This window comes from Manganibacter manganicus, from assembly GCF_002075885.1.
GTDB classification, from domain to species: domain Bacteria; phylum Pseudomonadota; class Alphaproteobacteria; order Rhizobiales; family Rhizobiaceae; genus Mesorhizobium; species Mesorhizobium manganicum.
In genome coordinates, this window is sequence record NZ_MDET01000034.1 from 107,522 (window position 1) to 132,732 (window position 25,211).

22 protein-coding genes are annotated in these 25,211 nt (G+C 61.7%); 18 read left to right on the forward strand and 4 right to left on the reverse strand.

Annotation, left to right across the window (positions count from 1 at the left end; translation table 11 throughout):
- Positions 1–225 precede the first annotated feature (225 nt).
- On the forward strand, positions 226–507 hold the full coding sequence (locus tag BFN67_RS25095) for an exopolysaccharide production repressor protein (RefSeq protein ID WP_080920880.1): 282 nt from the start codon (positions 226–228) through the stop codon (positions 505–507).
- A gap of 137 nt (positions 508–644) precedes the next feature.
- Entirely contained in the window at positions 645–1,652 is a 1,008-nt protein-coding gene (locus BFN67_RS17880; RefSeq protein ID WP_080920881.1) for a glycosyltransferase family 2 protein, read from the forward strand.
- On the opposite strand, the gene BFN67_RS17885 is transcribed toward BFN67_RS17880, so the two are convergent.
- The gene (locus BFN67_RS17885; RefSeq protein ID WP_080920882.1) at positions 1,643–2,593 is read right to left on the reverse strand and encodes a polysaccharide pyruvyl transferase family protein; all 951 of its coding nucleotides are present in this window, start codon (positions 2,591–2,593) and stop codon (positions 1,643–1,645) included. The two genes, BFN67_RS17880 and BFN67_RS17885, sit on opposite strands and share 10 nt — an antisense overlap.
- Before the next feature lie 8 nt (positions 2,594–2,601).
- Positions 2,602–3,561 carry a glycosyltransferase family 2 protein gene (locus BFN67_RS17890; RefSeq protein ID WP_080920883.1) on the reverse strand — a complete coding sequence of 320 codons (960 nt, stop codon included), beginning with the start codon at positions 3,559–3,561 and terminating at the stop codon, positions 2,602–2,604.
- A gap of 252 nt (positions 3,562–3,813) precedes the next feature.
- Between BFN67_RS17890 and galE the strand changes: the two genes are divergently transcribed.
- From galE to BFN67_RS17935, 9 genes are all read left to right on the forward strand, one after another.
- Positions 3,814–4,800: a UDP-glucose 4-epimerase GalE gene (galE, locus tag BFN67_RS17895; RefSeq protein ID WP_080920999.1), complete on the forward strand. Its 987-nt coding sequence runs from the start codon at positions 3,814–3,816 to the stop codon at positions 4,798–4,800.
- A 25-nt stretch (positions 4,801–4,825) separates the two neighbouring features.
- Complete coding sequence (locus BFN67_RS17900) at positions 4,826–5,239, forward strand: hypothetical protein (protein ID WP_080920884.1); 414 nt, start codon at positions 4,826–4,828, stop codon at positions 5,237–5,239.
- Positions 5,240–5,378: 139 nt separating this feature from the next.
- The gene (gene exoK, locus BFN67_RS17905; protein WP_080921000.1) at positions 5,379–6,212 is read left to right on the forward strand and encodes an endo-1,3-1,4-beta-glycanase ExoK; all 834 of its coding nucleotides are present in this window, start codon (positions 5,379–5,381) and stop codon (positions 6,210–6,212) included.
- Positions 6,213–6,276: 64 nt separating this feature from the next.
- Entirely contained in the window at positions 6,277–7,464 is a 1,188-nt protein-coding gene (locus tag BFN67_RS17910) for a glycosyltransferase (protein WP_080921001.1), read from the forward strand.
- Positions 7,461–8,495, forward strand: a complete 1,035-nt coding sequence (locus BFN67_RS17915; protein ID WP_080920885.1) for a glycosyltransferase family 2 protein — start codon at positions 7,461–7,463, stop codon at positions 8,493–8,495. Before BFN67_RS17910 ends, BFN67_RS17915 begins: the two co-directional genes overlap by 4 nt.
- Positions 8,492–9,442: a glycosyltransferase family 2 protein gene (locus tag BFN67_RS17920; RefSeq protein WP_080920886.1), complete on the forward strand. Its 951-nt coding sequence runs from the start codon at positions 8,492–8,494 to the stop codon at positions 9,440–9,442. The genes BFN67_RS17915 and BFN67_RS17920 overlap by 4 nt, the downstream gene beginning before the upstream one ends.
- Complete coding sequence (locus tag BFN67_RS17925; RefSeq protein WP_080920887.1) at positions 9,432–10,394, forward strand: glycosyltransferase family 2 protein; 963 nt, start codon at positions 9,432–9,434, stop codon at positions 10,392–10,394. Before BFN67_RS17920 ends, BFN67_RS17925 begins: the two co-directional genes overlap by 11 nt.
- A 49-nt stretch (positions 10,395–10,443) precedes the next feature.
- The gene (locus BFN67_RS17930; RefSeq protein ID WP_080921002.1) at positions 10,444–11,340 is read left to right on the forward strand and encodes a UTP--glucose-1-phosphate uridylyltransferase; all 897 of its coding nucleotides are present in this window, start codon (positions 10,444–10,446) and stop codon (positions 11,338–11,340) included.
- A 112-nt stretch (positions 11,341–11,452) separates the two neighbouring features.
- Complete coding sequence (locus BFN67_RS17935) at positions 11,453–13,777, forward strand: polysaccharide biosynthesis tyrosine autokinase (protein ID WP_080921003.1); 2,325 nt, start codon at positions 11,453–11,455, stop codon at positions 13,775–13,777.
- 15 nt (positions 13,778–13,792) lie between these two features.
- Here BFN67_RS17935 and BFN67_RS17940 read toward each other — a convergent pair whose 3' ends face one another.
- Positions 13,793–14,566 carry a metallophosphoesterase gene (locus BFN67_RS17940; protein WP_139789238.1) on the reverse strand — a complete coding sequence of 258 codons (774 nt, stop codon included), beginning with the start codon at positions 14,564–14,566 and terminating at the stop codon, positions 13,793–13,795.
- Positions 14,567–14,846: 280 nt separating this feature from the next.
- Here BFN67_RS17940 and BFN67_RS17945 point away from each other — a divergent pair, with 280 nt between their 5' ends.
- Positions 14,847–15,968, forward strand: a complete 1,122-nt coding sequence (locus BFN67_RS17945; protein ID WP_280951338.1) for an acyltransferase family protein — start codon at positions 14,847–14,849, stop codon at positions 15,966–15,968.
- Positions 15,969–16,016: 48 nt separating this feature from the next.
- Here BFN67_RS17945 and BFN67_RS17950 read toward each other — a convergent pair whose 3' ends face one another.
- A complete protein-coding gene (locus BFN67_RS17950; RefSeq protein ID WP_139789239.1) occupies positions 16,017–17,276 on the reverse strand; it encodes a Zn-dependent hydrolase in 1,260 nt (419 codons plus the stop codon).
- A gap of 215 nt (positions 17,277–17,491) precedes the next feature.
- Between BFN67_RS17950 and BFN67_RS17955 the strand changes: the two genes are divergently transcribed.
- The 6 genes from BFN67_RS17955 (at position 17,492) to BFN67_RS17980 (ending at position 25,066) form a co-directional block, all read left to right on the forward strand.
- A complete protein-coding gene (locus tag BFN67_RS17955) occupies positions 17,492–19,012 on the forward strand; it encodes an ABC transporter substrate-binding protein (protein WP_245295327.1) in 1,521 nt (506 codons plus the stop codon).
- 52 nt (positions 19,013–19,064) lie between these two features.
- Positions 19,065–20,012 (forward strand): ABC transporter permease, encoded by a 948-nt coding sequence (locus BFN67_RS17960; protein ID WP_080920891.1) that lies wholly within the window; start codon positions 19,065–19,067, stop codon positions 20,010–20,012.
- A complete protein-coding gene (locus BFN67_RS17965) occupies positions 20,009–21,955 on the forward strand; it encodes a dipeptide/oligopeptide/nickel ABC transporter permease/ATP-binding protein (protein ID WP_080920892.1) in 1,947 nt (648 codons plus the stop codon). Before BFN67_RS17960 ends, BFN67_RS17965 begins: the two co-directional genes overlap by 4 nt.
- A 16-nt stretch (positions 21,956–21,971) precedes the next feature.
- The gene (locus tag BFN67_RS17970) at positions 21,972–22,928 is read left to right on the forward strand and encodes an ABC transporter ATP-binding protein (protein ID WP_192856869.1); all 957 of its coding nucleotides are present in this window, start codon (positions 21,972–21,974) and stop codon (positions 22,926–22,928) included.
- Between the two features lie 253 nt (positions 22,929–23,181).
- Positions 23,182–23,907: a FadR/GntR family transcriptional regulator gene (locus BFN67_RS17975; protein WP_280951340.1), complete on the forward strand. Its 726-nt coding sequence runs from the start codon at positions 23,182–23,184 to the stop codon at positions 23,905–23,907.
- Between the two features lie 31 nt (positions 23,908–23,938).
- Complete coding sequence (locus tag BFN67_RS17980) at positions 23,939–25,066, forward strand: osmoprotectant NAGGN system M42 family peptidase (protein ID WP_080920895.1); 1,128 nt, start codon at positions 23,939–23,941, stop codon at positions 25,064–25,066.
- Positions 25,067–25,211: the final 145 nt, after the last annotated feature.

Sequence of the window (25,211 nt, forward strand, 5' to 3'; positions counted from 1 at the left end):
TCGACCCGGCTTGCAGTTCCGCAGAGCTGTGATATTGCGTGAGCCGGCGGAAATTCCTATAATTCCTGCTCTGCGGGTGTCTCGGACGCGACTTCACGGCATGCGGCAAGCAGGCATTCGGATTGTCGCACTCTGAACGTGAAAGTGTCACCCGCCGTGGCGGGAGTGGCATTGTGGGCAGGCATTTCAGACCGGGTCAGAACGCAAATAACGGGAAAGAATAGGATGAACTTTCTCCTGTTCCTTCGCGGTTTCATCGGTGTGCTGGTTGCCTTCGCCATCGCCAGCTATCTGATCACCCATTCTCTATGGACGGCGTTCGTCCAGACGCTGATCTGTGCCGTGCTCATTCAGGCCGGCTATTTCATCGCCGTGCTTTTCCTTATCCGCAAGGAAAAGCCGAAACCGGCACCGAAAGAAGCGGGAACGCCGGAAATCGCGGCTGCTCCCGTCCAGCAGGCAAACCCCAAAGGGGAGGCGGCATCGCTGCGCAGCGTGCGCCGTTAAGAACGGCGCATTCCGGTCCGGTTATCTTTCCTTTCCTGCTCATGACATGAGCCTGTCATGAAATCGCCTTTCACATCTGCGAACTGCCCTGTCGCGGATCGGGGCTGAACATATGGCAATGGAACAGGAAACCGGCGATGGCGTATCATCGACACGCAGTCTGCGTGGTCATAGCGGCCAAGAATGCCGAAGCGACGATCCGGCGCGCCATCGAGTCGGCCTTGCGGGAGGAATGCGTCGCCGAAATCGTCGTCGTTGACGATGGGTCGAGTGACGCCACGGCCACGATATCCGGAGACGCCGATGACGGCAGCGGACGGGTGCAGGTGATCGAACTCGATCGTAATCGCGGTCCCTCTTTTGCCAGAAATCAGGCCATCGCCCGCTCCAAAGCGCCGCTCGTCGCCATCCTCGACGCCGACGATTTCTTCCTGGCCGGAAGGTTCAAAACCATGCTGGACGGTGATGATTGGGATCTCGTCGCCGACAATATCGTTTTCATCGACGAGCGCAGCACAAACCCTGCCGCACCGGACGTGCCCGTCTTCGAGGCGGCGCCGCGATTCCTCGATCTGGCCGGGTTCATCGAAGGCAATATTTCCCGGCGCGGCGCCTCGCGCGGCGAGATCGGTTTCCTGAAGCCGGTGATACGGCGTGAATTCCTCGTGCGTCACGGCTTGCGCTATGACGAAAGCCTGCGGCTCGGCGAGGATTACGATCTCTATGTCCGCTGTCTCGCCAAGGGCGCGCGTTACAAGATCGTGCATGGCTGCGGCTATGGCGCGGTGGTGCGCGCCGATTCGCTGAGCGGCAAGCATCGCACCGAAGACCTGAAACAGCTTTATGAGGCCGATCTGGCGATCCTGGCGTCGCAGCGTCTGCCTGCGAACGCTCAAGCGGCCCTGCGTCGTCACGCGGAGCATTTGCGTGGCCGTTACGAATTGCGCCGTTTTCTCGACCGCAAGGCCGATATCGGTTTGTTTGGAGCCGGCCTGAAGGCCTTGGCAAACCCCGGCATCATGCCGGCAGTGGCCGGCGGGATCGCCGCCGACAAATTCGAGGCATTGAGGCGCAGGTTTGGCTGGCAGGCCGAACAGCCCCTGCCGCGCTATCTGCTTCCCGCCAGCACCATTGCTCAGAAATAGTCGCGCTTCACACCCGCCAGCACCGCACGAAACCGCTCCTTCTTGCCGGCGAGAACGGTATCGGAACTGAGTTGGGCGTCGGCGCGGCGGACTTGCCGAAGCGCAAGGATCGATGGCGCTGCCAGCGCCTTTTTGGCCACCGACCGGAGCGTTGACTGCGCCGCTTCGTGGCGGGGTTTCAGCAGTGTTTCGGCGTGCATCGGCTCGTCAGGAGCATCAGTCTGCGCCTCACGGGCCGCGAAATCCATGCCCCAGAAACGGGCGCCCTTGGTGACGGCCTCGGCGCGCGACGAGATCGGAATACGTCGAGGCGCGTAGGAGAGGTCGAGCGAGGCCGCCCAATCCCGCCATTTGAAGCTGTTGATGGCTTGTGAGGTCGTCACCGCGACCCATGGGACGCGAAAGGCGTCGGCCAGAATGGCGGCGTGCATGGATTCGGCAATCACCAACTCGGCCTGCGCAATCGAGCGGATGACCGACTTCGCTTCGCCGCACGGATCGACATAGAAGATGCCGGCGGCTTCGCACACCAGCGGCCAGATGCCGCCGACCGTCGATTCCCAATGCGGCACGAAGATCGTGCCGCCATTGCGCGGCAGGTTCTGAAATTCGGGCATGTCCGCCACCATCATGGCAGGGTCGAGCAACGCAAGGGCCGGGTCCAGCCCGAGCCGTTCCGCCGTCAGCGGGCCACGCACGGCGCGCACGTCCCATTCGCTCGCGTCCGAAAGATCGGGTGCGCTGCCATAGCCGAAGCCACTGCCGATCACCAGCTTCCTGATGCCTGCCGGCAAAAGCTTTTCGTTGAGGACGGTGCCGACGCCGACCAGCAACATCTCGGGCTGAATGTCGCGGAAACCGGGCAACAGGAAATCCCAGAGCCACAGGTTGAGATCGTCGCCGAAATTGCCGTGAGCCGATTCCCAATAGAAGGCCTGCATGTCGCGTCCTATCTGCTGAACTTGCCGACGGCGAGCGCGACGGCGCTGCTGAGCAGCCGCGGATCACGCCAGGCCCATTGCGCCAGTTGCTTCAGTTGCGGGGGCTTGTGGGCCTTGACCAGCCGCGCCTGCCCCCACAGCGCCTGGTTACGGGCGGTCTGCTTGTAGGAGTGGATCGACGCCTTGTCCTCGGCACCGTGCGAAAAACGGCTTTCAAGCCGGTCGAGCGCCACCCAGGTGTTGAATTGCTGTTTCAGGAACAGCGGCGAATCGCTGCCCATGCCGTGGAAGATGTTGATGCCTTCGCCACGCGTCGCGCCAGTCGCCTCGCACAGCACGGTGCGGCGGGCGGCACGCACGCAATCGTAGAAGAACAGCACGTCTTCCGCCGCCAGCCTCAGCGCAGCCTCGAAGCGGACCTTGCGGGCCAGCGCCTCGCCGATCACCATGCAGGACAGGTGCATGAAACTCCAGTTCTTCAGCATCGCGCCGGCAAGATCGGGCGCCTCCACCAGTGGCGGATCGTCGCTCAGCCGTATGGTGCGGGTCATGCCGGCAAGGTCGGAGACGCCGAAATGATAGTAGAAAGCCTCGCCGCCGCCGATCGAGGCCCAGTAACAATCCGCATCAAAAAGTGACAGGGCGGTGACGGCGTTCTTCAAATGGCCGGGCGTCCACTCATCGTCGGAATCGAGGAAGGCGACATAGGCCGTGTCGGCCGGTACATGCTCCAGTCCCATGTTGCGGGCAGAGCCGGGGCCGCCATTCGGTTGTTTTATAACGGTAATCCGTGCCCGCTCGGTGAGAGGAAAATCGCGCAGATCGTCTTCCGCCGGCGACGGCGAGGCGTCGTCGACGACGATGACATCGAAATTCTCATGCGTCTGAGCGAATACCGATCGCAGCGCTCGCGCCAGGATTCCGGGCTCTCGCTGGTAGTAGGGAATGATAATCGTGCACTTCGTCATTTTTTTGCGCTTCCGGGAGTCTAGGGACCGTTCGAGAGGCCCGATGATGTCCTGTCGCACCCCCGCCCAGGGGCTCCGGATCAAGCGGGCTCGTTCGTAGAAACAAGCGGTGCCCGCCCATGCCAACCGCAATTACCCGAGGATCATGACAACCAATGTCGGCCGGAGCGTGGTTTCCATGATCAGCACATTCGGGCTGAAATTTGTCGGCACCTTCAACCCGGCGTGCGACAGGCGCAAGGAGAGACCTGCATGACCAACATCCTCGTCGTCGGCGGTGCCGGCTATATCGGCTCGCACACCTGCCTCGATCTGGCCGGGCGCGGCTTCACGCCGGTCGTCTACGACAATCTGAGCAACGGCCATGCCGAGTTCGTCAAATGGGGGCCGCTGGAGCGTGGCGACATTCGCGATCGTGAACGGCTTGCAGCCGTGCTCGAAACCTACAGGCCCGCCGCGATCGTGCATTTCGCCGCGCTGATCGAGGTCGGCGAATCGGTGAGGGCGCCTGCGGCGTTCTTCGACAACAATGTGGCAGGCACGCTCAGCCTGCTTCTGGCGGCACAGGAGGCCGGGATCGACAGGCTGGTATTCTCCTCCACCTGCGCGACCTATGGCATGCCCGAAAGCGTGCCGATGAAGGAGAGCCATCCGCAAGATCCGATCAATCCCTATGGCCGCAGCAAGCTGATCGTCGAGCAGATGCTGGCCGATCTCGGGCGCTATCAAGGCCTGCGCTCGGCGGTGCTGCGCTATTTCAACGCCGCCGGCGCTGACCCGGCGGGCCGGATCGGGGAATGGCATTCGCCCGAAACGCACGCGATTCCACTGGCCATCGAGGCGGCGCTCGGCCAGCGCGCGGGGTTCAGCATATTCGGCACCGATTATGACACGCGCGACGGCACCTGCGTGCGCGATTTCATTCATGTCGCGGACCTGGCCGACGCCCATGGCCGCGCCGTCGAGTATCTGCTGGAGGGCGGCGAGAGCGTCGCGCTCAACCTCGGCACCGGCACGGGCACGACCGTGCAGGAGCTTCTCGCCACGGTTCGGGATGTCTCGGGACGGCCCTTCACGATCCAGCGAGAGGGGCGCCGCGCCGGCGATGCGCCGGTTCTCGTCGCCGACAATGCGAAGGCCGCGGCGACGCTGGGTTGGACGCCGCGGCATGGTCTTGAGTCCATCGTTCGGACGGCCTGGGATTGGCATTCGCGAGGAAATCTGGCGGCGGCCGAATAAATCGAATCAGAGAAGGGACAAAGACATGGCCTTGTTCAAATTCATGACCGACGAGGCGTTTCGGGTGCGAAGTCCGGAGCGGGACCGCAAGACCGATTCGGCGCGGCAGGCAAAATTGCGGTCCTTTCTGGCGGAGTTCCGCACCGACATCGCCCGCGAACACGATGGATTGCGGGCGCGCCATGAGCGCGTGACGACGCAGGCCGCATTCTCGCAGCAGGCTTTGGAAAACGGACCTGCCGACGCGACAATGTCGGCATCTGTGGACGATCTCACCGCAAGCATGATGCGCTACGCCGACAGGCTGAAGGCGCTCGAAGAACAGATCGCTTTCGTGACCGCAATGTGCGAGCGGGCCGACCGGTTTCCTCTGGAAAACGTGGAGGTCGAGGACCCGGCGGAGTTTGCCGGCGAAAGGCGGATTAACTCGCGCTCATAAAAAGTGACCGCCCGGCCGGGCCGAAACCGGCCAGGCGCCACATTCCGATCCTGTGGCTGTCATATGTGCAATGCAACATTCGCCCGAAATTGAAGCGGCCCGGAGCTTTTCCGGGGCCAAGACGAAAGTAGCAAGCGACATGACAGAAGACGTAAAGATGAAGGCGGCAATGCCTTGGGCGGGGCCCGTCCTTTGCTCCCTGGCATTCGGCCTTCTTGCCTTGTCAGTGTCAGCACCGGCACATGCGGCCGATCAGGCCAATGGCAAATCCTTTGTCGAGAAGTTCGACAAACTGGACAGAAGCCGCTGGTACATCTCCGACGGCTGGGCGAACGGTGATCACCAGAACTGCACCTGGTCGGCCAAGCAGGTCAGCGTGGCGGACGGCAAGCTCAGCCTGGGTTTCGCCAAACAGGATTACAAGGACCGCAATCATGTCTGCGGCGAGGTCCAGACCTTCAAGCGCTTCGGCTATGGCGCTTTCGAGGTGCGGATGAAGGCCGCCGCCGGATCGGGGCTCAACACCGGCTTTTTCAGCTATATCGGCCCGACCCACAAGCAGCCGCATGACGAGATCGACTTCGAAGTGCTGGGCCGCGACGCGTCCACCGTGCAGGTCAACCAGTATGTCGACGGCAAGAGCGTCGGCAGCGCCAAGAAGGTCGCGGTGCCCGGCGGCGCCGACAAGGGTTTCCACGACTATGCATTCGTGTGGGAAAAGGACCGCATCGCCTGGTATGTCGATGGCAAGCTGGTGGAGGAGGCGACCGACCCCGCCAAATTGCCCAGCCACCCCTCGAAGATTTATCTCAGCCTGTGGGGCAGCGATACGCTGACCGCATGGATGGGGCCTTTCACCGAACCGGGCGCTCCCGTCGCCGCCGAGATCGATCGCGTTGCCTATACGGCGGCGGGCGAGGCCTGCCAGTTTCCGGAATCGATCGTGTGCAAGCTGAAACAGGGCACGCAATGAGCAAAGCGACCCGCCAGCAAAACGAGCCGGACCTTTCGTCGCCGCGCCATTCGTGAAGAACATCATGCTGCAAGTTCTCTACCTGGTCCATGATCTTTGCGACCCGGCGGTTCGCCGGCGTGTCGCGATGCTGCGCGCCGGCGGCGCTTCGGTGACGCTGGCCGGCTTCCGGCGTGGCGCAACCGTGCCTGTTTTCAATGGGCCTGATTTAGACGGGATCACGCCGATCGACCTTGGCCGCACCGCCGACCGCGCTTTCGCCCAACGGCTGGCCGCTGTCGCGCATGCCGCGCTGACGCTGCACTCCAGGCTGGGCAAAATTGCCAGGCCGGACGTCATCATCGGCCGCAACCTGGAAATGCTGGCCTTGGCGAACCGCGCCCGCGCGGCCTTCGGTGGCGACATACCCATCGTGTATGAGTGCCTCGACATTCATCGCCTGCTTCTGGACGGTGGCGCTGTCGGCAAGGCGATGCGCGGTGCCGAGCGGCTGTTCAGCCGCAATGTCGCGCTGCTCCTGACCAGCTCTCCGGCCTTCGTGCGGAACTATTTCGACACTTATGGGCAGATCGGCGCGCCCATAGTGCTGCTCCAGAACAAGGTTCTTGAACTCTCCGGCACGCCCCTTGCCTCAAAGACCGCGCCGCTTCCGCGAGATGGCGAACCGTGGCGGATCGGCTGGTTCGGGGCGCTGCGCTGCGCCAAGTCGCTGGCTTTGCTTTGTGAATTCACGCGCGCCATGCAAGGCCGCTTCGAGGTGATCTTGCGCGGCCGCCCCGCTCATGTCGAATTCGACGATTTCGATCGCCTCGTCGCCGCAGAGCCGCATATCCGCTTTGCCGGCGCCTACCGCAATCCGCAGGATCTCGCCGCTATTTACGGTGAAGTGCATTTCTCATGGGCGATCGACTTCTTCGAAGAGGGCCTTAATTCAAGCTGGCTGTTGCCCAACCGTCTTTATGAAGGCTGCCGTTTCGGCGTCGTGCCCATCGCCATGGACGGAACCGAAACGGCGCGCTTCCTGACTGAGCGCGGTCTTGGCCTGCGGCTTGCCGCGCCTTCGGTCGAGGCGTTGGCCGCTCTGCTCGCCGGCATGAACGCGGACAGCTATGCGACATTGCGCGGCGGGGTCATGGCGCAGGGTCCCGGCACCTGGGTCTGCCGCCCCGCGGATTGCCGCAGGCTGGTCGAGCGCCTTGCCGGCCTTTCGGGTCACGAGAGTGCAAGCCAACTTCTGGAGATTGCCGCATGATCGATCATGTCGTGAACGATATGGGCGAGAGCACCCGGCCGTTGCCGAAGGGGCGTTGCATGGTGGTGATCCCCTGTCTCAACGAGGTCGATCATATCGGCGCATTGATCGACCAGTTGCTTGAGCCGGCCGAACGGCTGGATATGAAGATCGTCATCGTCGATGGCGGCAGCACGGACGGCACGCGCGCCACGGTCCGGGAACTGGCGGCCAGCCAGCGGCGGATCGTGCTTCTGGACAATCCGCGCCGCCTGCAAAGCGCGGGTATCAACCTCGCGATTGCCCGCTACGGCGACGAGGCCGACTATTTCATCCGCATCGACGCGCATGGCGGTTATCCCGACGATTACTGCGACCGCCTTGTGGACGAGGCGGTCGCGACCGGTGCCGATTCGGTCGTCGTCTCCATGGCGACGATGGGCTTCGGCGCGTTCCAGAAGGCCGCCGCTACGGCACAGAACTCCAAGCTCGGCAATGGCGGTTCGCCTCATCGCGAAGGCATGCCCGGTCACTGGACGGATCATGGCCACCACGCGCTGATGCGTGTCGAGGCGTTCCGCAAAATCGGTGGTTATGACGAAAGCTTCAGCCATAACGAGGATGCCGAACTCGACCTGCGGCTGACCGATGCCGGCTATCGCATCTGGATGACCGACAAGACCGTGATGACCTATTATCCGCGGGCGTCGGCCGGCGCGCTGTTTCGGCAATATCTGAACTATGGCCGAGGCCGCGCCAGAAATGTCGTCAAGCACCGTACGCCGCTGAAGCTCCGACAGGCCCTGCCCTTGCTTGTGCTGCCCGGCGTGGTGGGAACGTCCCTGGCTTTCCTGAGTCTTTCTGCCCTGGCTCCGGCTGGGCTCTGGGTGGCGGCATGCCTCGGCTACGGCGCATGGCTGGCGATCCGGCAGCGCGACCTCTATGGGCCGCTGGCCGGCGTCTCGGCGATGATCATGCATCTCGCATGGTCCACCGGCTTCTGGCTCGAATATGTCAAATCCTGGAAGCAGCGAGGAGCGGCCGCATCATGAGCGAACGTCTCGAAGATTTCAGCCGCCCGCTGTCGATCGACATTTGCGTGTGCACGTTCCGCAGGCCCTATCTCGAACAGACGCTGCGTTCGCTGGCGGCGCTGAAGATTCCCGGTGAATGGAAGGTCGACATTATTGTCGCCGACAATGACGTGCTGCCCAGCGCAAGCGAACTGGTGGAGCGTCTTGCCGCAGAACTGCCGTTCGAGGTGCGCTATATCCATTGCCCGGCCGCCAACATCTCGCTGGCCCGCAACGCCTGCCTCGACGCCGCGACCGGCGGATATCTCGCCTTTATCGACGACGATTCCACCGCTTCGCCGCAATGGCTGGAAAAGCTGGTCGCGAGGGCAGGGGCAACCGGTGCGGATGCGGTTTTGGGGCCGGTCAACGCGGTCTATCGGCCATCGGCGCCGGCGTGGATGTGGCGCGGCGACATCCATTCGACCCGGCCCGTGCTGGTCAACGGTGAAATCCTGACCGGTTACAGTGGCAATGTCCTGCTCGACCGGGCATCGCCGCATGTAAGGGGCCGGCGCTTCAATCTTGCGCTTGGCCGCAGCGGTGGCGAAGACACCGAATATTTTTCTCTTCTCCACCAGTCCGGCGGCCGGATTGCCTATGCCCCGGATGCCATTGTCCATGAGCCGGTGAGCGATGAGCGCGCCCGGTTTTCCTGGCTGGCGAAACGGCGCTTCCGCTCCGGACAGACACATGGCCGCCTGCTTTTGACACGGCGCGCCGCACTGCCGCAGATCGGCCTCGCCGCCGCCAAGGCCGTCTTCTGTTTCGTTGCCGCCGGCCTGCTTGCGGCGGTGCCGCACCGACGCAATGGGCAGGCGCTGCGCGGCGTCATGCATGCCGGTGTCGTCAGCGGGCTTTCGGGTATGCGCGAACTGCATCTTTACGGCGACAAGCCGGCGAAAGGCCAGGCCCATGCAGCCTGACGTCAGCTTCATCATCGCCGCCTACAATGCCGAAGCATCGATCGCCCAGGCGATTGAAAGCGCGCTTGCCCAACGTGACGTGTCGGTCGAAGTCGTCGTCGTCGACGACCGGTCGAGCGACCGCACGCTGGAGGTGGCGAGCCGCTTTCCCACCGAGCGGGTCAGCGTGATCGCGCTCGATCGCAATCGCGGTCCGGGCGGCGCCCGCAATGCCGGGCTGGAGGCGGCGAAAGGGCGCTGGATCGCCGTACTCGATTCCGACGATGCCGTGCGGCCGGATCGCCTGCGGCGCATGATCGACCGCGCGGAGCAGGCGGGTGCCGAGATCGCCGTGGACAATCTCGAAGTCGCGGACGAGGCGGCGGCGAGCCGCAAACCGATGTTTCCGACCGCTATTCTGGAGCGCCTGCGGGAACTTAAGCTCACCGATTTCATTGCTGCCAGTGTCATGTTCGAGGCGACGTTTTCGTTTGGCTACATGAAGCCGGTGTTCGAGCGCGCGTTTATGGCGCGGCACGGTCTGTGCTACGACGAGACGCTGCGCATCGGCGAGGATTACATCCTGCTGGCCTCGGCGCTTGCCAGCGGCGGGCGCTGCGTGATCGAACCGTATGTGGGCTATCTCTACCGCGTCCGTGGCGACTCGATATCGCGCGTGCTCGAACTCAGCCATGTCGAGGCGATGCTGAAGGCCGACGCGGCTTTCGTGCGGACATACACGCTCGGCCCCGAAGCCATGGCCGCACAGGAACGGCGCACGCAAAGCCTGCGGCAAGCCGCGTCCTTCCTGCTTCTGGTGCAGCATTTGAAGGCGAGGGCGCCACTCAAGGCGATGGGAACGGCTTTGCGCGATCCTGCGGCGCTGCGGCATCTGTCCATGCCGATTGCCGCGCGGTTCCGGCGGCTCACGGCATGGCTGCAGCCGGCCGGCGGAATCGCGCAAAGCCGGTGATGAAAAGAATTCGAATTGGCGGGGACCAATCTCAAACAGGGAGTTTGCGGTGAAGAAAGTCAGAAAAGCAGTCATACCGGTCGCTGGTCTGGGCACGCGATTTTTGCCGGCAACCAAGTCCATGCCCAAGGAAATGCTGACAGTGGTGGACCGGCCGGTCGTGCAATATGCCGTCGATGAGGCGCTGGAAGCCGGCATCGAGCACATTGTCTTCGTCACCGGCCGCAACAAACATGTCATTGAAGACTATTTCGACATCCAGCCGGAATTGCTCGACACGCTGGAGCGATCGAGCAAAACCGAGCAACTGGAATCGCTCGACCGCCTGCAATTGCAGCCGGGCACAATCAGCTTCACCCGCCAGCAGGCGCCGCTCGGCCTCGGCCATGCGGTATGGTGCGCGCGCGACATTGTCGGCGACGAGCCTTTCGCGCTTCTATTGCCCGATATGGTGTCGTTCGGCGCGCGCGGCTGTCTTGCCGGTGTGGTGGACGTTTATCGCCAGACGGGCGGTAATGTGGTCGCCGTCGAGCAATGCGACCCCATGGACACCGGCAGCTATGGCATTGTCGGCAAGGGCGAGACGGTCGGCACGGGATTTGCGATCACCGGCATGGTCGAAAAGCCGGCACCGGAAGCCGCGCCGTCAAATTTCTACATCAACGGCCGCTATGTGCTGCAGCCCGACATCTTCGACATACTGGCCACCCAGGAGCGGGGCGCCGGCAACGAGATCCAGTTGACCGACGCGATGCTGCGCCTGTCGCGCAGCATGAAATTCTTCGCCTCGCCATTTCAGGGCCGCATGTTCGACTGCGGCTCGAAGGACGGTTTCATCCAGGCCAATGTCGCCTTCGCGCTGGCGCGCGACGACATCCGCGACACGGTGCTGGGGCCGATCTCGGAAATGGTCGCATCACAGTCTCGCCGCACCGAAGCGGCCTGACCATAACGGTATCGATCCGGCCGCAGCCGATTGCCGCGGCCGGATCTGAAAGAGCGCACCGATCGGCACACTCATGAATGACGGACGTTTCCCATTGAAGAACCGAGGCATGATGCCAACCGCCGGCCCGGACGAGTTCATCGACCTTGACAGGCTGTTTGCCGCCGCGCGGCGGCAGGCCAGACTTGTGATGCTGTTTGGCCTGCTGGGCCTGGCGCTCGGTGTCGCCTATCTCGTCTTCACGCCGCCCGTCTATACCGCCTCGACACACATCCTGCTGGACGACAATCTTGCGAAGTTCGCGCAGGACGCATCGACGCCGCCGGCCAATGCCGAGGCCGAATCCACGGTGCTGAGTGAAGTCGAGATCCTGAAATCGAGCCGCCTTGCCCGCGCTGTGGTCAAGGCCGAGAACCTCCAGGATAACGAGGCTTTTCTCAACCCGCCGCGTTCGCCCGTGGCCCGGCTGAAGTCGGCTGTGAAATCGGTGCTCGCCATTTTCGTCTCCAAGCCGGAAAGATCGAACGGCTCTGCCGAAAACGGCAATATTGGCAAGGCAATCGCCCGGTTGCAGCAGGGCCTCAGCGCCGAGCGCGTGGGGCGCAGCCTCGTCATCGCGGTTTCCTTTCAGGACACCGACCCCAAGCTTGCCGGCGCGATCACGCGAGCCTATGCCAAGGCTTATCTTTCCGATCATCTCGACGCCAATTTCGATGCGACCCAGCGGGCGACCGTATGGCTGCAGGGGCGATTGGACGATTTGCGCGAGAGTTCGCAGAAAGCGGCGCTCGCGGTGGCACAGTTCCGCGCCAAGGCCGGTTTGACCGAAGCCGGCGGCGAACTCATGTCGGAGCAGCAGCTTTCCGATCTCAACAGCCAGGTTATTCTGGCGCAGGCCGATACGGCCAATGCGTTTGCCCGCTACAGCCAGTTCAAGGCGATTGTCGACAGCGGTCCGGACAACGCAGTCAAGAACGCTACCATTCCCTCGGAGAAGGGATCCAGCAACAACAACACAGCGCTGATCAACGATATGAAGGCCCGCTATCTGAGCATGGCCAAGCGCGAGCAGGACATTTCGCAGCAGTTCGGCGAGGATCATCCGCAGGCGGTGGCGCTGCGGCGCGAGGAGGCCGATCTGACCAAGCAGATCTTCGCCGAGTTGCAACGCCTGACAGAAAGCTATCGCAACGCATATGAGGTCGCCAAGGCGCGCGAAGATTCGCTGCGCAGTAATGTCGAAAATCTCACCGGCAAGAATTCCGAGACGGGCAAGGATCAGGTGGAACTGCGCAATTTGGAGCAGCGGGCGCAGTCGCTTGCCACACTCTACCAGGCGTTCCTGGCGCGCTACGAGCAGGCCTCGCAGCAGAGCTCCTTCCCGATACCCCAGGCACGTGTGATCTCGCAGGCGGGCAACCCGACCTCGGCATCCAGCCCGCGCAAATCCATGGTGCTGGGCCTGTCGCTGGTGCTCGGCCTGTTCGCCGGCGTCGGTGCCGGCGCGCTGCAGGAATTCCGCGAACGGTTCTTCCGCACCGGCGAGGACGTGCGCAATGCGCTTGGCCTGAATTTTCTTGGCCATCTGCCTTTGGTGGAGCAGGGATTGGTCGAGACCACCAGAAAGGCGCCGGCGACTGCTACGGGAAACCAATCTGGCCAGAGCGGCCCCGAAACGGTGACGCCGCGCATGCTGCGGGTTGCCATCAACGCGCCTAGCTCGGCCTTTGCCGAGACGCTGCGAAATACCAAGCTGGCAAGCGACGTCGTCCTGCATCACACCAAATGCAAGGTCATCGGTTTCGCGTCGGTGTTGCCGCGCGAAGGCAAGACGACGGTGGCGGCGAATTTTGCCGGCTTGCTGGCTGCCAATGGCGCGCGCACGCTGCTCATCGACGCGGATTTGCGCAATCCGGGCCTGAGCCGCAGCCTGCCGCTTTTACCCGAAAAGGGCCTTGTCGAGGTGATCGTCGGCCAGCAGCCATGGCAAAGCGCCTGCCTTTCGGATCGCAAGACCAGGCTGGCCATCCTGCCCGCCGTCGGCAACAAGCGGATTTCGCATACCAGCGAACTCATTTCAGGGCCGGGCATGGCCAATCTGCTTGAAGAAGCCCGCAATATTTTCGACTACATCGTGGTGGACCTGCCGCCGCTCGGACCGGTTGTCGATGCCAAGGCTTTCGCGCCGTTGGCGGACGGTTTCGTCATGGTCACGCAATGGGGCGCGACACCGCGCGCGCTGGTGCGTTCCGTGCTCCAGGTCGAAAGACATATAGCGGGCAAGATGCTCGGCGTCGTGCTCAACAAGACGGATATGAAGAGCCTCGCTCGTTACGGCGTTTTCGGTGGCGCCGAAAAATATCTGGACCGCTACGGGTCTTATTATGTCGAACAGATCGGCACGGATCGATCGGCCCGCAAGATGGAGCCGGCATGATGGCAGGAGCCAGGTTCAGCGATTGGTCAGATAGCGGCCCTTGTTCCGCCAGATGCGCAACGCCGTCAGGCGCCCGCTGAAATAGGCGCCGGTGTCCAGACTGACATGCATGCCGATGCGGCTTGCCTCGTCAACCGGAGTATGACCATGCACGACATAGCGCGTCAGCAAATCGGCATTGTCGAAAAAGGCCGAACGGATCAGAACCAGATCATCGTCCACCTGCTTGTCCATGGCGATGCCGGGCCGCACGCCGGCATGAACGAAGATGTAGTTCCGGCTTTCGACAAGGATAGGCAAAGCGCGGAGGAAGTCGAGATGCGCCGCCGGGATCGTTTCCCGGATCGCCTTTTCAACGGCCTGCTCGCTGCGATAGATTTCGGCCAACCGGTCGAGGTCCAGTCCATAGGACCGCAGGGTCGGCCCCGCGCCCATTGCGAGCCAGGCTTTGAGGCCGATGCCGCCTTCGAGATAGTCGCACATGGCGAGTTCGTGATTGCCGGTCAGGCAGATGCGCTCGAAGCCGTCGGGCGCCGGCGCGATCAAATGGTCCAGCACCTGCGCGGAAGACGGCCCGCGATCGACATAGTCGCCGAGCATCACGATCAGCTTGCGGCCGGGCAGGGTGCGGGCGTCCTCAACGACGATGCGCTCGAGCGCGAGCAGTTCCGCCAGGCAGCCATGCACGTCGCCGATCGCGTAAACGACCGTTTCCGTCAGGTCGAGTTGCAGGCGCGGATGCGGCGCCCGGCGCTTGTCCAGTCCGAACAGGCGTTTGACGCTCTTCATAGCCGCCATTCCCGCCGGCTTGGCGCGCCGCGGCGGGCGAATGTTAAACGGAGTCGAATTTCTTGAATCGTCATGCCGTGGTCGATTTCTTAGCGTTGCAACGAAAGCCGCTTCCGCTGTCGCGGCTTTGCCTGTGTGTCTCCGTACCGCGCCTCCTGAGAGACCGCACATTGATCGCCGCTCCGCCCGTAGGGGGCGATCATAGCCTTCAAGGAGACGAACCCTGAAAACCGCCAGCCGAATTTTCCGTCCATCAGCCGTCCCTCCCGTTCCCCAGGAGGTGTCGGAGCGCGTCAGGATTGCGCGCTTTCTTTGCATCTTCCTCATGATGTTCGTGCATGTGCCTCCGGGCATAGCCGAAAACGTGTACGACCGCGATGCAGGCTTTTTCGATATCGTCTATTTCATCTTCTCGCGGCTTCTGGGGCTCAGTTCGGTTTCGCTTCTCAGTGTCGTATCGGGCTATTTCGTCGTCGCGACCCTGGCCAAATCCGGTTTCGCGAAAACGGCCATATCCAAGCTGCGCACCCTTGTCGTTCCGTTGGTCTCCTGGAACCTGGCCATGCTGGCCCTGCTCGTGATCTATGGGCTCCTGACCGACAAATGGCAGGACATGCCGGACTTTTCCGCACTCGGTCTTGCAAACGCGATGCTTGGCCTGACCGGGTGGCCGCTCGACATACCGCTATGGTTCCTGCGCGATCTGTTCGTGTGTTGCCTGCTGTCACCTTTGGTTTATGCCGGACTGAAACGGTTTCCCATAGCGGTTATCCTGCTGCTGGTCGCCTATACGCTGTTCGGCGAAGACCTGCTTGTCTTGCAGCGCCCGCAGCTTCTCCTGTTCTTCGCCCTCGGCATGTGGCTGCGCATTGCGGCAACGAAGCCCGAAACCCTCGATGGGATTTCGCGGGTGCTGGCAATCGGCCTCGTCGTCATGGTTGGGATATTCCTTACATTGCGCATCGAACGCGTCCTGTTCGGACATATGGAAGAAGCACTGCGGCTGAGCCTCGACACGCTGCTGCGCATCACCATGGCCGGCGGCTTCTGGCTGCTGATCGGAGCAATGACTGGAAGCCGGCTTGCCGCATTGTGCAAATGGCTGGAACCCTACGCCTTCTTCCTCTTTTGCAGTCACGCGATCCTGTTCAATTTCGGCGCGATCATCATGCGCCGCCTTTTCGGCAATTACGGATCGGATCTGTTTCCCGTCACCTTCTTCACGCTGCCGGTCATTGCCGTTGTGTGCGCGGTTGCCGGGCTTCAGATCATCGGCCGATCGCCGATGCTGCTGTTTTTGTTCAATGCCGGCCATCATGCGCCGGCTTTCGCCAGAACCCCGCAGAAATCGCCGCAAACGAAAAGCGATGCGCCGAAGTCCGGTGTCAAGTATCCAGCTTGAACGAAACGCTGCGCCTTGGCCGATACGTTCTGCTGAGCGCGGCCGGCGTTACGCTCCAGCCATGCCGGCAAGCCGGCATAATGCCGCGAGATAAAGCCGTGCGCCGTTTTCAATGTCGGCCCAATCGGTCCATTCCTCCGGCGCATGGCTGATGCCGGCGCGGCTCGGCACGAAGATCAGAGCGGAAGGACAGACAGCCTGCATCGTCTGCGCATCGTGCCCGGCGCCGGAAGGCATGCGCATATAGGCGAGGCCGAGCCGTTTTGCCTCGGTCTCTATATCGGAGGCAATTGCCGCATCCAACGAGACCGGAGCGAGCCAGCCCATCTCGTCGATCGACGCCTCAAGGCGATGTTTTCTCGATGTCTCGGCGATCAGATCACGAAAGCGGATTGTCAATGCCCGCATGATTTCATTGTCGACGTCGCGAACGATCAGGTTGAAGACGGCCTTGCCGGGGATCGTATGCGGGTGATCGGGGACGAGGTGGACCTTGCCGATGGTCACGCGTGATTGTTCGCCGCCAGCGTCACGGATGATCGTGGGGATCATGGCGGAGATCGCCGCCAGCCCTGCAAAGGCGTCCGAACGCATATCCATCGGTGTGGTGCCGGAATGATTGGCTCTGCCGGTCAGCGTCACCTGCCAATGGCAGATGCCGGAAACCGACTCGACGATCCCGATCGACTTTCCCGACGCCTCAAGAATCGGACCCTGCTCGACATGCAGTTCCAGGAAGGCCCTGATTGATCCGGGCGGCCTCGCGGCCTGAATGATCCGCGCCGGGTCAAGGCCGTGCGCGATCATTGCCTGCGACAGTTTCAAACCGTCGGCATCGGCGGCCTTGTCGATCCACGCATGGTCGATCTGACCGGCGATTGCTTGCGAACCCAGCATGCCGCCGAAGCGGCCTTCCTCGTCGCTTGTCGCAACCACTTCGATGGGAATGCCAGGCTCCAGGCCGGCCTCGTGGATGGCGCGCACGCTTTCCAGCGCCACGCAGACGCCCAGCGCGCCGTCGAAAGCGCCGCCATCGCGCACCGTATCGAGGTGCGATCCGATCATGATCGCCGGCCCGGCTTTACTGCCGAGGCGGCCGAAAAGATTCCCCGCGCCGTCACGGCGCACGGCAAGTCCCGATTCCGTCATCTGATCGGCGAACCAGCGCCGTACCGCCATGTCGGCTTCGGAGAAGGCAGGACGATTAAAACCGCCCGTTACCATCGAGCGGCCGAACGAATTGACGCCGTCGAGCAGGCGGCGCAGCCGCTCGCTGTCGATCCGGGGGGATTGTAAGGCGTCCGTCATTTCACGATGCATGTCGTCAATTTATAATAATCAAATATTGCATTCTGCAAAATAATCATGATTAATTGGTCGAGACAAGGGCCGACTGACGTCTGTGGCCGGTCATTCGAGCGCAGACATTGTTCAAAGGCCGGCATCGATAAAGGGAGGTGTTCATGAAGAGTGCAGTCTTGTCGCGAGCGCTCGCAGCGGGAATAGTTGCACTGGCGGTCGTCATGTCCGCCGCAATCACGCCGGCGCGCGCCCAAACGCCGCCGAACGTGCTGATCGTCGGCCAGATCGCGGAACCGAAGTCGCTGGACCCGGCAGTCGATACGGCCGTCAACGATTTCCGCATCCTGTTGAATGTCTATGACGGGCTCGTGCGCTACAAGGACGGCACGCTGGAGCCGGAGCCCGGTTTGGCGACGAGTTGGACCATCTCGCCCGATGGCAAGGTCTATACCTTTAAGCTGCGCGAGAGCGTCAAGTTCCAGGACGGAACCCCGTTCAACGCCGAAGCGGTCAAATTCAATTTCGACCGCATGCTCGACAAGAACGGCCCGTATTACGACACCGGCCCGTTCCCGCTGGCGTCCTTCTTTTCCGCCGTCGACAAGGTGAAGGTCATCGACGATCTGACGGTCGAGTTTGACCTGAAAGAGCCCTATGCGCCGTTTCTGTCCAATCTTGCCTATCCGACCGGTCTCATCGTCTCACCCGCGGCGGTGAAGAAATACGGCAAGGATTTCGGCCGCCACCCGGTCGGCACCGGCGCTTATATGTTCCAGGAATGGGTTTCGAACCAGAAGGTCGTGTTGACGAAGAATCCGGATTACTGGGATGGCTCTCCGGCGCTGGAAGCCGTTGTCTTCAGGCCGATCACCGACGCCAATACGCGCGTCGCCGCGATGCTTTCGGGCGAAATCGACGTCATGGTCGAAGTGCCCCCGGACAGCCTTTCGCAGTTTCGCGACAATCCGGCTTTCAAGGTGTACGAGCAGGCCGGGCCGCATGTCTGGTTCCTCATCCTCAATATGAAGGAAGGGCCATTTGCGGATAAGAAGGTCCGCCAGGCGGTCAACTACGCCATCAACAAGGAAACGCTGGTGAACAACGTGCTTCAAGGCACGGCCACGGTCGCTGCCGGGCCGACGCCGCCCGCCTTCGGGTGGGCCTACGACAAGAAGCTGAAGCCCTATCCCTATGATCCGGAAAAAGCCAAGGAACTGCTGAAGGAGGCCGGTTACGACGGCCAGGAGATCACCTTCTATGTCACCGAGGGCGGATCGGGCATGCTGGAGCCGGTGGCCATGGCGACGGCGATCCAGGCCGATCTGGCTGCCGTTGGCATGAAGGTCAAGATCGAAACCTATGAGTGGAACACTTTCCTCTCCAAGGTCAATGCCGGGCTCGACAGCAAGGCGGACATGGCGGAGATGGCCTGGATGACCAATGATCCGGATACGTTGCCCTACCTGACGCTGCGCACCGATGCATGGCCAAAGAAGGGCGGGTTCAATTCGGGCTATTACTCGAATCCGGAAGTGGACAAACTGCTCGAAGAGGCTCGCACGAGCACCGATCAGGCAAAGCGCGCCGAACTCTACAAGCAGATGCAGCAGATCGTCCATGACGATGCGCCATGGGCCTTCATCGCCAATTGGAAACAGAACGCGGTAACGTCCGCCAATGTCGAAGGCTTCGCGTTGCAGCCATCTTTCTTCCTGATGCTGCAACACGTCCAGAAGCAATAGCGCATCCGAGGCCGGCGGCCTTCCCCGCCGGCCGCCTCGCAAGAGTGGCTTGATGGCTGCCTACATCTTCAGGCGTCTGCTTGCCGCCATCCCCGTCCTGTTCGGGCTGACGGTGATCGTCTTCTTCATCATGAAGCTGATCCCTGGCGATCCGGCGACCGCCATTCTCGGTTCATACGCCACGCCGGAAAACGTCGCGCGGATCAATGCCGAACTCGGCCTCGACAAGCCGATGCTGCAGCAATATGTGATCTGGCTCGGCAACATATTGCATGGCGATTTTGGCCGCTCCTATTCGCTCAACAAGCCTGTGCTCGACGAGGTGCTCGGCCGTTTCTCGGCGACGCTGATCCTTGCCGGAACGGCGCTGGTGCTGTGTTCGATCCTCGGTCTGGTTGTAGGTATTGTCTCTGCGGTGCGCCAGTTCGGTTGGGCGGACAGGATCCTGACATTCATCGTCCTGATCGGCATTTCCACGCCGTCCTTTTTCCTGGGCCTTCTTCTGATCCTGTTCTTCGCCGTCAAGACAAGGCTGTTTCCGGCAAGCGGCATGTATGCCATCTATGGCGGGGGCGGCATCCTCGACCTCATCCATCATCTGACGCTTCCCGCGATAACGCTTGCCATTGTGGCGACCGGCGTCATCGCCCGCCTGACACGTACCTCGATGCTGGAAGTGCTGCGTCAGGATTATATCCGCACGGCGCGTGCGAAAGGCCTTTCCGAACGCAAGGTGGTCATGAAGCATGCCTTCAAGGCGGCGCTCGTCAGCGTCGTTCCGGTGATCGGCATTCAGGCCGGTTTCGTATTGGGGGGCGCAGTCTATATCGAGACGGTGTTCCAGTGGCCGGGGATCGGTTCGATGCTCGTTACGGCGATTTCCACCCGTGACCTTCTGCTTGTGCAGGGCGGCGTTCTCGTGGTCGCGGCTTCCTATGTCATCTTCAATCTGATCGCCGACGCCGTGCAGACGATGCTCGACCCGAGGCTGCGCCGATGACAGATCACACTGAAGCCTCACCGACGCCGAAAACCAGGACAAACCGTCCCGGCGCGTTTGCGCTGCTTGTCAACAATCGGCTCGCTGCCGGCGGCCTGCTGGTCCTTGGCGTTCTCGTGATCACGGCTCTCGCCGCGCCCATCCTGCCGCTTGCCGACCCGAATGCGACCGCACCTGCCGATCGGCTGCATCTGCCGTTCACGCCGAACCATCCGTTCGGCACCGACATGCTCGGTCGCGACATTCTCTCGCGGCTGATATGGGGCACGCGCGTAAGCCTGGCTGTCGGCGTTTCCGCGACGCTGATCGCGGCATTTTTCGGTTCGTTGATCGGGCTGATCGCCGGCTTCAGCAGCAAGCGCGTCGATTCCGTCCTGATGCGCGGCATCGACATGGTGATGGCTTTTCCATACATCCTGCTTGCGCTGTCGATTGTCGCCGTTCTCGGCCCTGGCCTCATCAATGCGCTTTACGCCATCGCCGTGGTCAATATCCCGTTTTTCGCCCGCAATATCCGCGGCATCACGCTGGGCCTGTCGCGGCGAGAGTTCGTCGATGCGGCGCGTCTTTCCGGTAAATCGCGCCCGCATATTCTCTTGAGCGAAATCCTGCCGAATGTGCTTCCGGTCATCGTTATCACCATGTCCACCACGATCGGCTGGATGATCATCGAAACCGCTGGCCTGTCCTTTCTCGGGCTTGGCGCTCAGCCGCCGCAAGCCGACCTGGGGTCGATGCTCGGCGAGGGCCGAAAAATTCTCTTCACCTATCCGCATGTCTCGCTTGTGCCCGGCGTGATGATCTTTGCATTGGTGATGAGCATCAATCTGATCGGCGACGGCGTCCGCGATATCCTCGATCCAAGGCTGCGGTCGGGTGCGTTGGCCCGGCCGGTGGCCCGCACCGCTGTCGCCCGCAGCCGCAAGCCGGACACAAGGCCGCTGATGGAGGCCACGGTTCTCGACGTGAAGAACCTGAGGACGGAATTCCGGATCGGATCAACCGTTCTAAAAGCTGTCGGCGGTGTCGATCTGCACCTCATGCCAGGCGAATGTCTGGGGTTGGTGGGCGAATCCGGTTCCGGCAAGTCGGTGACGGCGATGTCGATCATGGGGTTGGTGCCGACCCCTCCGGGCGAGATTGCCGGAGGCTCGATCTTCTATCGTGGAGAGGATCTGGTTGCCGCCAAAGACAGCCGCATCCGGGTGCTGCGCGGCGGTGCGGTCAGCCATGTATTCCAGGATCCGCTATCGACGCTGCATCCGCTCTTCACCATCGCCGACCAACTCATCGAGACAATCCTGGCCCACCAACCGATGAGCAGGACCGAGGCTCGCGACCACGCGCTAGACCTGCTGAAGCAGGTCCGCATCTCCAATCCGGATGAGCGGCTCAATGCCTATCCGCATGAACTCTCCGGCGGCATGCGCCAGCGCGTCTGCATCGCAATGGCGCTTGCCAATGACACCGAAATCATCATCGCCGACGAGCCGACGACGGCGCTCGACGTCACCGTACAGGCGCAGGTGCTGGCGCTGATGGACAATCTCCGCCGCGAGAAGAATGCGGCAATCCTGTTCATTACCCATGATTTCGGCGTCGTTTCGGCGATCTGTGACCGGGTTGCGGTGATGTATGCCGGGCGAATCGTCGAGACGGGCAGGACAGAAGATATTTTGAACTCACCGGCCCATCCATACACGCGCAAGCTGATCGACTGCGTTCCTGTGCTTGGCGAGCCGGAACGTCGCCTCGAGGCGATAGAGGGCTTGCCGCCGAGCGTTGACGACCTGCCGCGGGGTTGCGCCTTCGCGCCGCGCTGTCCTTATGCCGATGCCGATTGCCGGCACGGCGATATCGCGCTCACGGCAACCAATGGCGGTCGTGCCGTCCGTTGCATCCATCCGCTTGCACAAACCACCGAGGAGACCGTCGTTGGATAATGCCGGATCGGTTTTGATGTCCGTCACCAATGTCGACCGCTTCTTCGGCGGCGGCAAAACGCTGACGCGACGCGAGCGCCCGAAGCTGCACGCGCTGTCGGATGTCACGCTGGATATCAGGCGCGGCGAGACGCTTGGAATTGTCGGCGAATCCGGCTGCGGGAAATCGACGCTTGCCCGTCTCCTTGTCGGGCTGGATCGGCCGACGGGAGGGACAATCCGTTTCCAGACAGAAGATGTTGCCGCCACTGCGGCCCGCGCACCGCGGGCATTGGCGCAAAAGATCCAGTTCGTCTTTCAGGATCCGGTATCTTCGCTCAATCCACGCAAGACAATCCGCGCCATCTTGAATGCACCGCTTGTTCATCTGCTCGGACTGGACCGAGCTGCGCGCCGCAAGCGGCTGACCGAACTGATGGACTCCGTCAATCTGCGTCCCGAGTTTCTCGACCGCTACCCGCATGAGTTTTCCGGCGGGCAGGCCCAGCGTATCGGCATCGCAAGGGCGCTTGCCGCCAATCCGGAACTGATCGTGCTGGATGAGCCGGTCTCGGCGCTCGACGTTTCCGTTCAGGCTCAAGTGCTCAATATTCTCGATGAGCTGAAGCGCGGTTTTTCACTGACCTATGTGTTTATCAGCCATGATCTTTCAGTGATCGAAAGTGTCAGCGACCGCGTGGTCGTCCTCTATTTCGGCCGTATTGCAGAGATCGGCAGCGCCGGATCCATCTTTCGCAATCCGCGGCATCAATATACCAAGCTGCTGCTGAATTCGGCGCCTGCGCCCGGCCGCAGATCGACCTTTGCCGAGGATGCGGAAACGGAATTGCCCGATCCCTTCCATCCGCCAAAGGGCTGCGCCTTCGCTGCCCGGTGCCCTCGGGCCGACGACATGTGCCGTGCCTCCCGGCCGCCGCTTCAGCCCGCGCCAGACAGTTCGGGACATCTGGCGGCTTGTTATCATCCCGGCTAGTGGTTTGATTCAGACATTTGCATCCGTCTTATGCAAGGCGCTCAGGCAAAAATGTCTGAATCATAAAACCACTAGCAAAACTATGATTCTAGTGGAGCTTTGAATTTGACATTTGAAACGACGCTCGATGCAAACCGGGATGCAAATGTCAAATTCGCTCCGCTAGATGGCGTGAGGGCATGAGCATGGGGATCACACAATGAGGCTTGACGGCGGGCTCGCTTCGGTAGGGGGGCGACGAAAAAGGTCGGACATGATTGCCGACCAGATGCGAGATTTGATCATTAGCAGAGATCTCAAGCCGGGGGACCGGCTGCCGTCCGACTGGCTCGGGAAACTCGAAAGCACCGTCGCCAAGGGTACGATGCGCGAGGCGATGAAGGCGTTGGAGACGGAAGGCCTGATCCGCCGCCGCACCGGCCCCGGTGGGGGTGCCTTCGTGTCGGCGCTGTCGGGCGATCAGGCGATCAGGCTTGTCAGCAATCTTTTCTTGTTCCGCCAACCTTCGATCGCCGACATCTACGCGCTGCGCAAGCTGCTTGAACCGGAACTGGCCGCGGGGCTTGCAGGCAAGCTTGACGAGCCGGCCTATGCGGCCCTTCAGGCGATGATCCACCTTTACGATCATGAGCCGGCAACGGCAGAGGAGGAGTTTGCCCAGCGCCTAGCTGAACTCGACTTCCACTCATTGCTCGCCGCGCATTCCGAAAACGCCATTCTCGGCTTTATCTGTATCTTCCTGCATAAGCTGCTGCACGAACTGGCCGTTTGCCGCGCGATTTACGACAAGCCTAACCCGGCATTGCGAGAAGTTGGGCTTCGGTTCCAGGTTCCGTTGCTTCGGTTCCTGAGAAACAACGATGCCGATGGCGCACGCGCGCTGATGCTCGGCCACATGATCGAAGCCGAGCAATATATGCTGGAGCGCGCGGAAACCGTACGTCCCCGAACGGTTTCGGGCCAATCGTCGATAATTTGACTGGACCGGACGGTTTTGCCATCACTGCCTGATGGAACCAGATATCCGGATCGATGCCGATTACCTCGTGGCCTGCCTTAAGGCTCTTCTGTCCATTCCCAGCCCTACCGGCTTCACCGATGAAACCGTGCGTCATACGGCGCGCGAACTGGAGCGGCTGGACCTGGAGGTCGTGCTGACGCGGCGTGGCGCCATCCGCGCGCGGCGGCCGGGAAGTTCGAAGCGGCCGGCCCGCGGTATCGTTTCTCACCTCGATACGCTGGGTGCCCAGGTCAAGCTGCTGAAGCCGAACGGGAGGCTGGAACTGGTGCCCATCGGCCATTGGTCGGCGCGTTTCGCCGAGGGCGCCCGCGCTTCGATCTTTTCGTCGAAGGGCATTTACCGAGGTTCCATTCTTCCGCTGAAAGCGTCGGGCCATACTTTCAATGACGAGGTCGATACCCAGCCAACCGGCTGGCCATATGTAGAGATGCGTGTCGACGCGGTGGCGGCCAGTCAGGCCGATCTCGCCGAACTCGGCGTCGATGTCGGCGACATCGTCGCGATCGATCCTGCGCCGGAATTTCTGGACAACGGGTTCATCGTCTCGCGCCATCTGGATAACAAGGCCGGCGTAGCAGTCATGCTGGCTGCGCTGGAAGCCATGAACCGGCATGGTGTCGAGACGCCGGTCGACACATACTGGGTCTTTACGATCGGCGAAGAAGTTGGCGTTGGCGCTTCTTCCGCTTTGGTCGCCGACATCGCTTCGCTGGTCGCTGTCGATAATGGGACAACGGCGCCCGGCCAGAATTCGTCGGAATTCGGAGTGACGCTTGCGATGGCCGATCAGACCGGCCCATTCGATTATCATCTGAGCAAGAAATTGTTCGAACTATGCCAGGAATACGCAATTCCTGTGCAGAAGGATGTTTTCCGCTATTATCGCTCCGATGCCGCTTCGGCACTTGAGGCAGGGCATGATGTGCGCACTGCGCTGCTTGCCTTCGGTGTCGATGCGTCGCACGGTTATGAGCGCATCCATATCGACGCGCTCGAGTGTATCGCGCGGTTGCTGGTGCATTACGCTGCGAGCCAGGTGCAGATCGAGCGTGACGCTGAAGAGGTGACGGTAGGTCTGAAGGGTTTTACCCGTCAGAAAATGACGGATGCAAAATAGGATCCGAGCCGGGCACGCCAACACGAACCGACCGGCTGGCTGACAGGAAATTTTGCCGGAACCATCCGCGCCTTCTCCCGTTAGCTATGAAGGCGTCGAGCAGGATCGACGCTTTTTTTATTCATTGGAGCAGTGGGCATTCTGA

What these genes read in the sequence shown, in the direction of transcription:
- BFN67_RS25095 (WP_080920880.1), top strand. Translation starts at nt 226, where the DNA reads ATGAACTTTCTCCTGTTCCTTCGCGGTTTCATCGGTGTGCTGGTTGCC.
- BFN67_RS17880 (WP_080920881.1), top strand. Translation starts at nt 645, where the DNA reads ATGGCGTATCATCGACACGCAGTCTGCGTGGTCATAGCGGCCAAGAAT.
- BFN67_RS17885 (WP_080920882.1), bottom strand. Translation starts at nt 2,593, where the DNA reads ATGCAGGCCTTCTATTGGGAATCGGCTCACGGCAATTTCGGCGACGAT.
- BFN67_RS17890 (WP_080920883.1), bottom strand. Translation starts at nt 3,561, where the DNA reads ATGACGAAGTGCACGATTATCATTCCCTACTACCAGCGAGAGCCCGGA.
- galE (WP_080920999.1), top strand. Translation starts at nt 3,814, where the DNA reads ATGACCAACATCCTCGTCGTCGGCGGTGCCGGCTATATCGGCTCGCAC.
- BFN67_RS17900 (WP_080920884.1), top strand. Translation starts at nt 4,826, where the DNA reads ATGGCCTTGTTCAAATTCATGACCGACGAGGCGTTTCGGGTGCGAAGT.
- exoK (WP_080921000.1), top strand. Translation starts at nt 5,379, where the DNA reads ATGACAGAAGACGTAAAGATGAAGGCGGCAATGCCTTGGGCGGGGCCC.
- BFN67_RS17910 (WP_080921001.1), top strand. Translation starts at nt 6,277, where the DNA reads ATGCTGCAAGTTCTCTACCTGGTCCATGATCTTTGCGACCCGGCGGTT.
- BFN67_RS17915 (WP_080920885.1), top strand. Translation starts at nt 7,461, where the DNA reads ATGATCGATCATGTCGTGAACGATATGGGCGAGAGCACCCGGCCGTTG.
- BFN67_RS17920 (WP_080920886.1), top strand. Translation starts at nt 8,492, where the DNA reads ATGAGCGAACGTCTCGAAGATTTCAGCCGCCCGCTGTCGATCGACATT.
- BFN67_RS17925 (WP_080920887.1), top strand. Translation starts at nt 9,432, where the DNA reads ATGCAGCCTGACGTCAGCTTCATCATCGCCGCCTACAATGCCGAAGCA.
- BFN67_RS17935 (WP_080921003.1), top strand. Translation starts at nt 11,453, where the DNA reads ATGCCAACCGCCGGCCCGGACGAGTTCATCGACCTTGACAGGCTGTTT.
- BFN67_RS17940 (WP_139789238.1), bottom strand. Translation starts at nt 14,566, where the DNA reads ATGAAGAGCGTCAAACGCCTGTTCGGACTGGACAAGCGCCGGGCGCCG.
- BFN67_RS17950 (WP_139789239.1), bottom strand. Translation starts at nt 17,276, where the DNA reads ATGACGGACGCCTTACAATCCCCCCGGATCGACAGCGAGCGGCTGCGC.
- BFN67_RS17955 (WP_245295327.1), top strand. Translation starts at nt 17,492, where the DNA reads ATGTCCGCCGCAATCACGCCGGCGCGCGCCCAAACGCCGCCGAACGTG.
- BFN67_RS17960 (WP_080920891.1), top strand. Translation starts at nt 19,065, where the DNA reads ATGGCTGCCTACATCTTCAGGCGTCTGCTTGCCGCCATCCCCGTCCTG.
- BFN67_RS17965 (WP_080920892.1), top strand. Translation starts at nt 20,009, where the DNA reads ATGACAGATCACACTGAAGCCTCACCGACGCCGAAAACCAGGACAAAC.
- BFN67_RS17970 (WP_192856869.1), top strand. Translation starts at nt 21,972, where the DNA reads ATGTCCGTCACCAATGTCGACCGCTTCTTCGGCGGCGGCAAAACGCTG.
- BFN67_RS17975 (WP_280951340.1), top strand. Translation starts at nt 23,182, where the DNA reads ATGATTGCCGACCAGATGCGAGATTTGATCATTAGCAGAGATCTCAAG.
- BFN67_RS17980 (WP_080920895.1), top strand. Translation starts at nt 23,939, where the DNA reads ATGGAACCAGATATCCGGATCGATGCCGATTACCTCGTGGCCTGCCTT.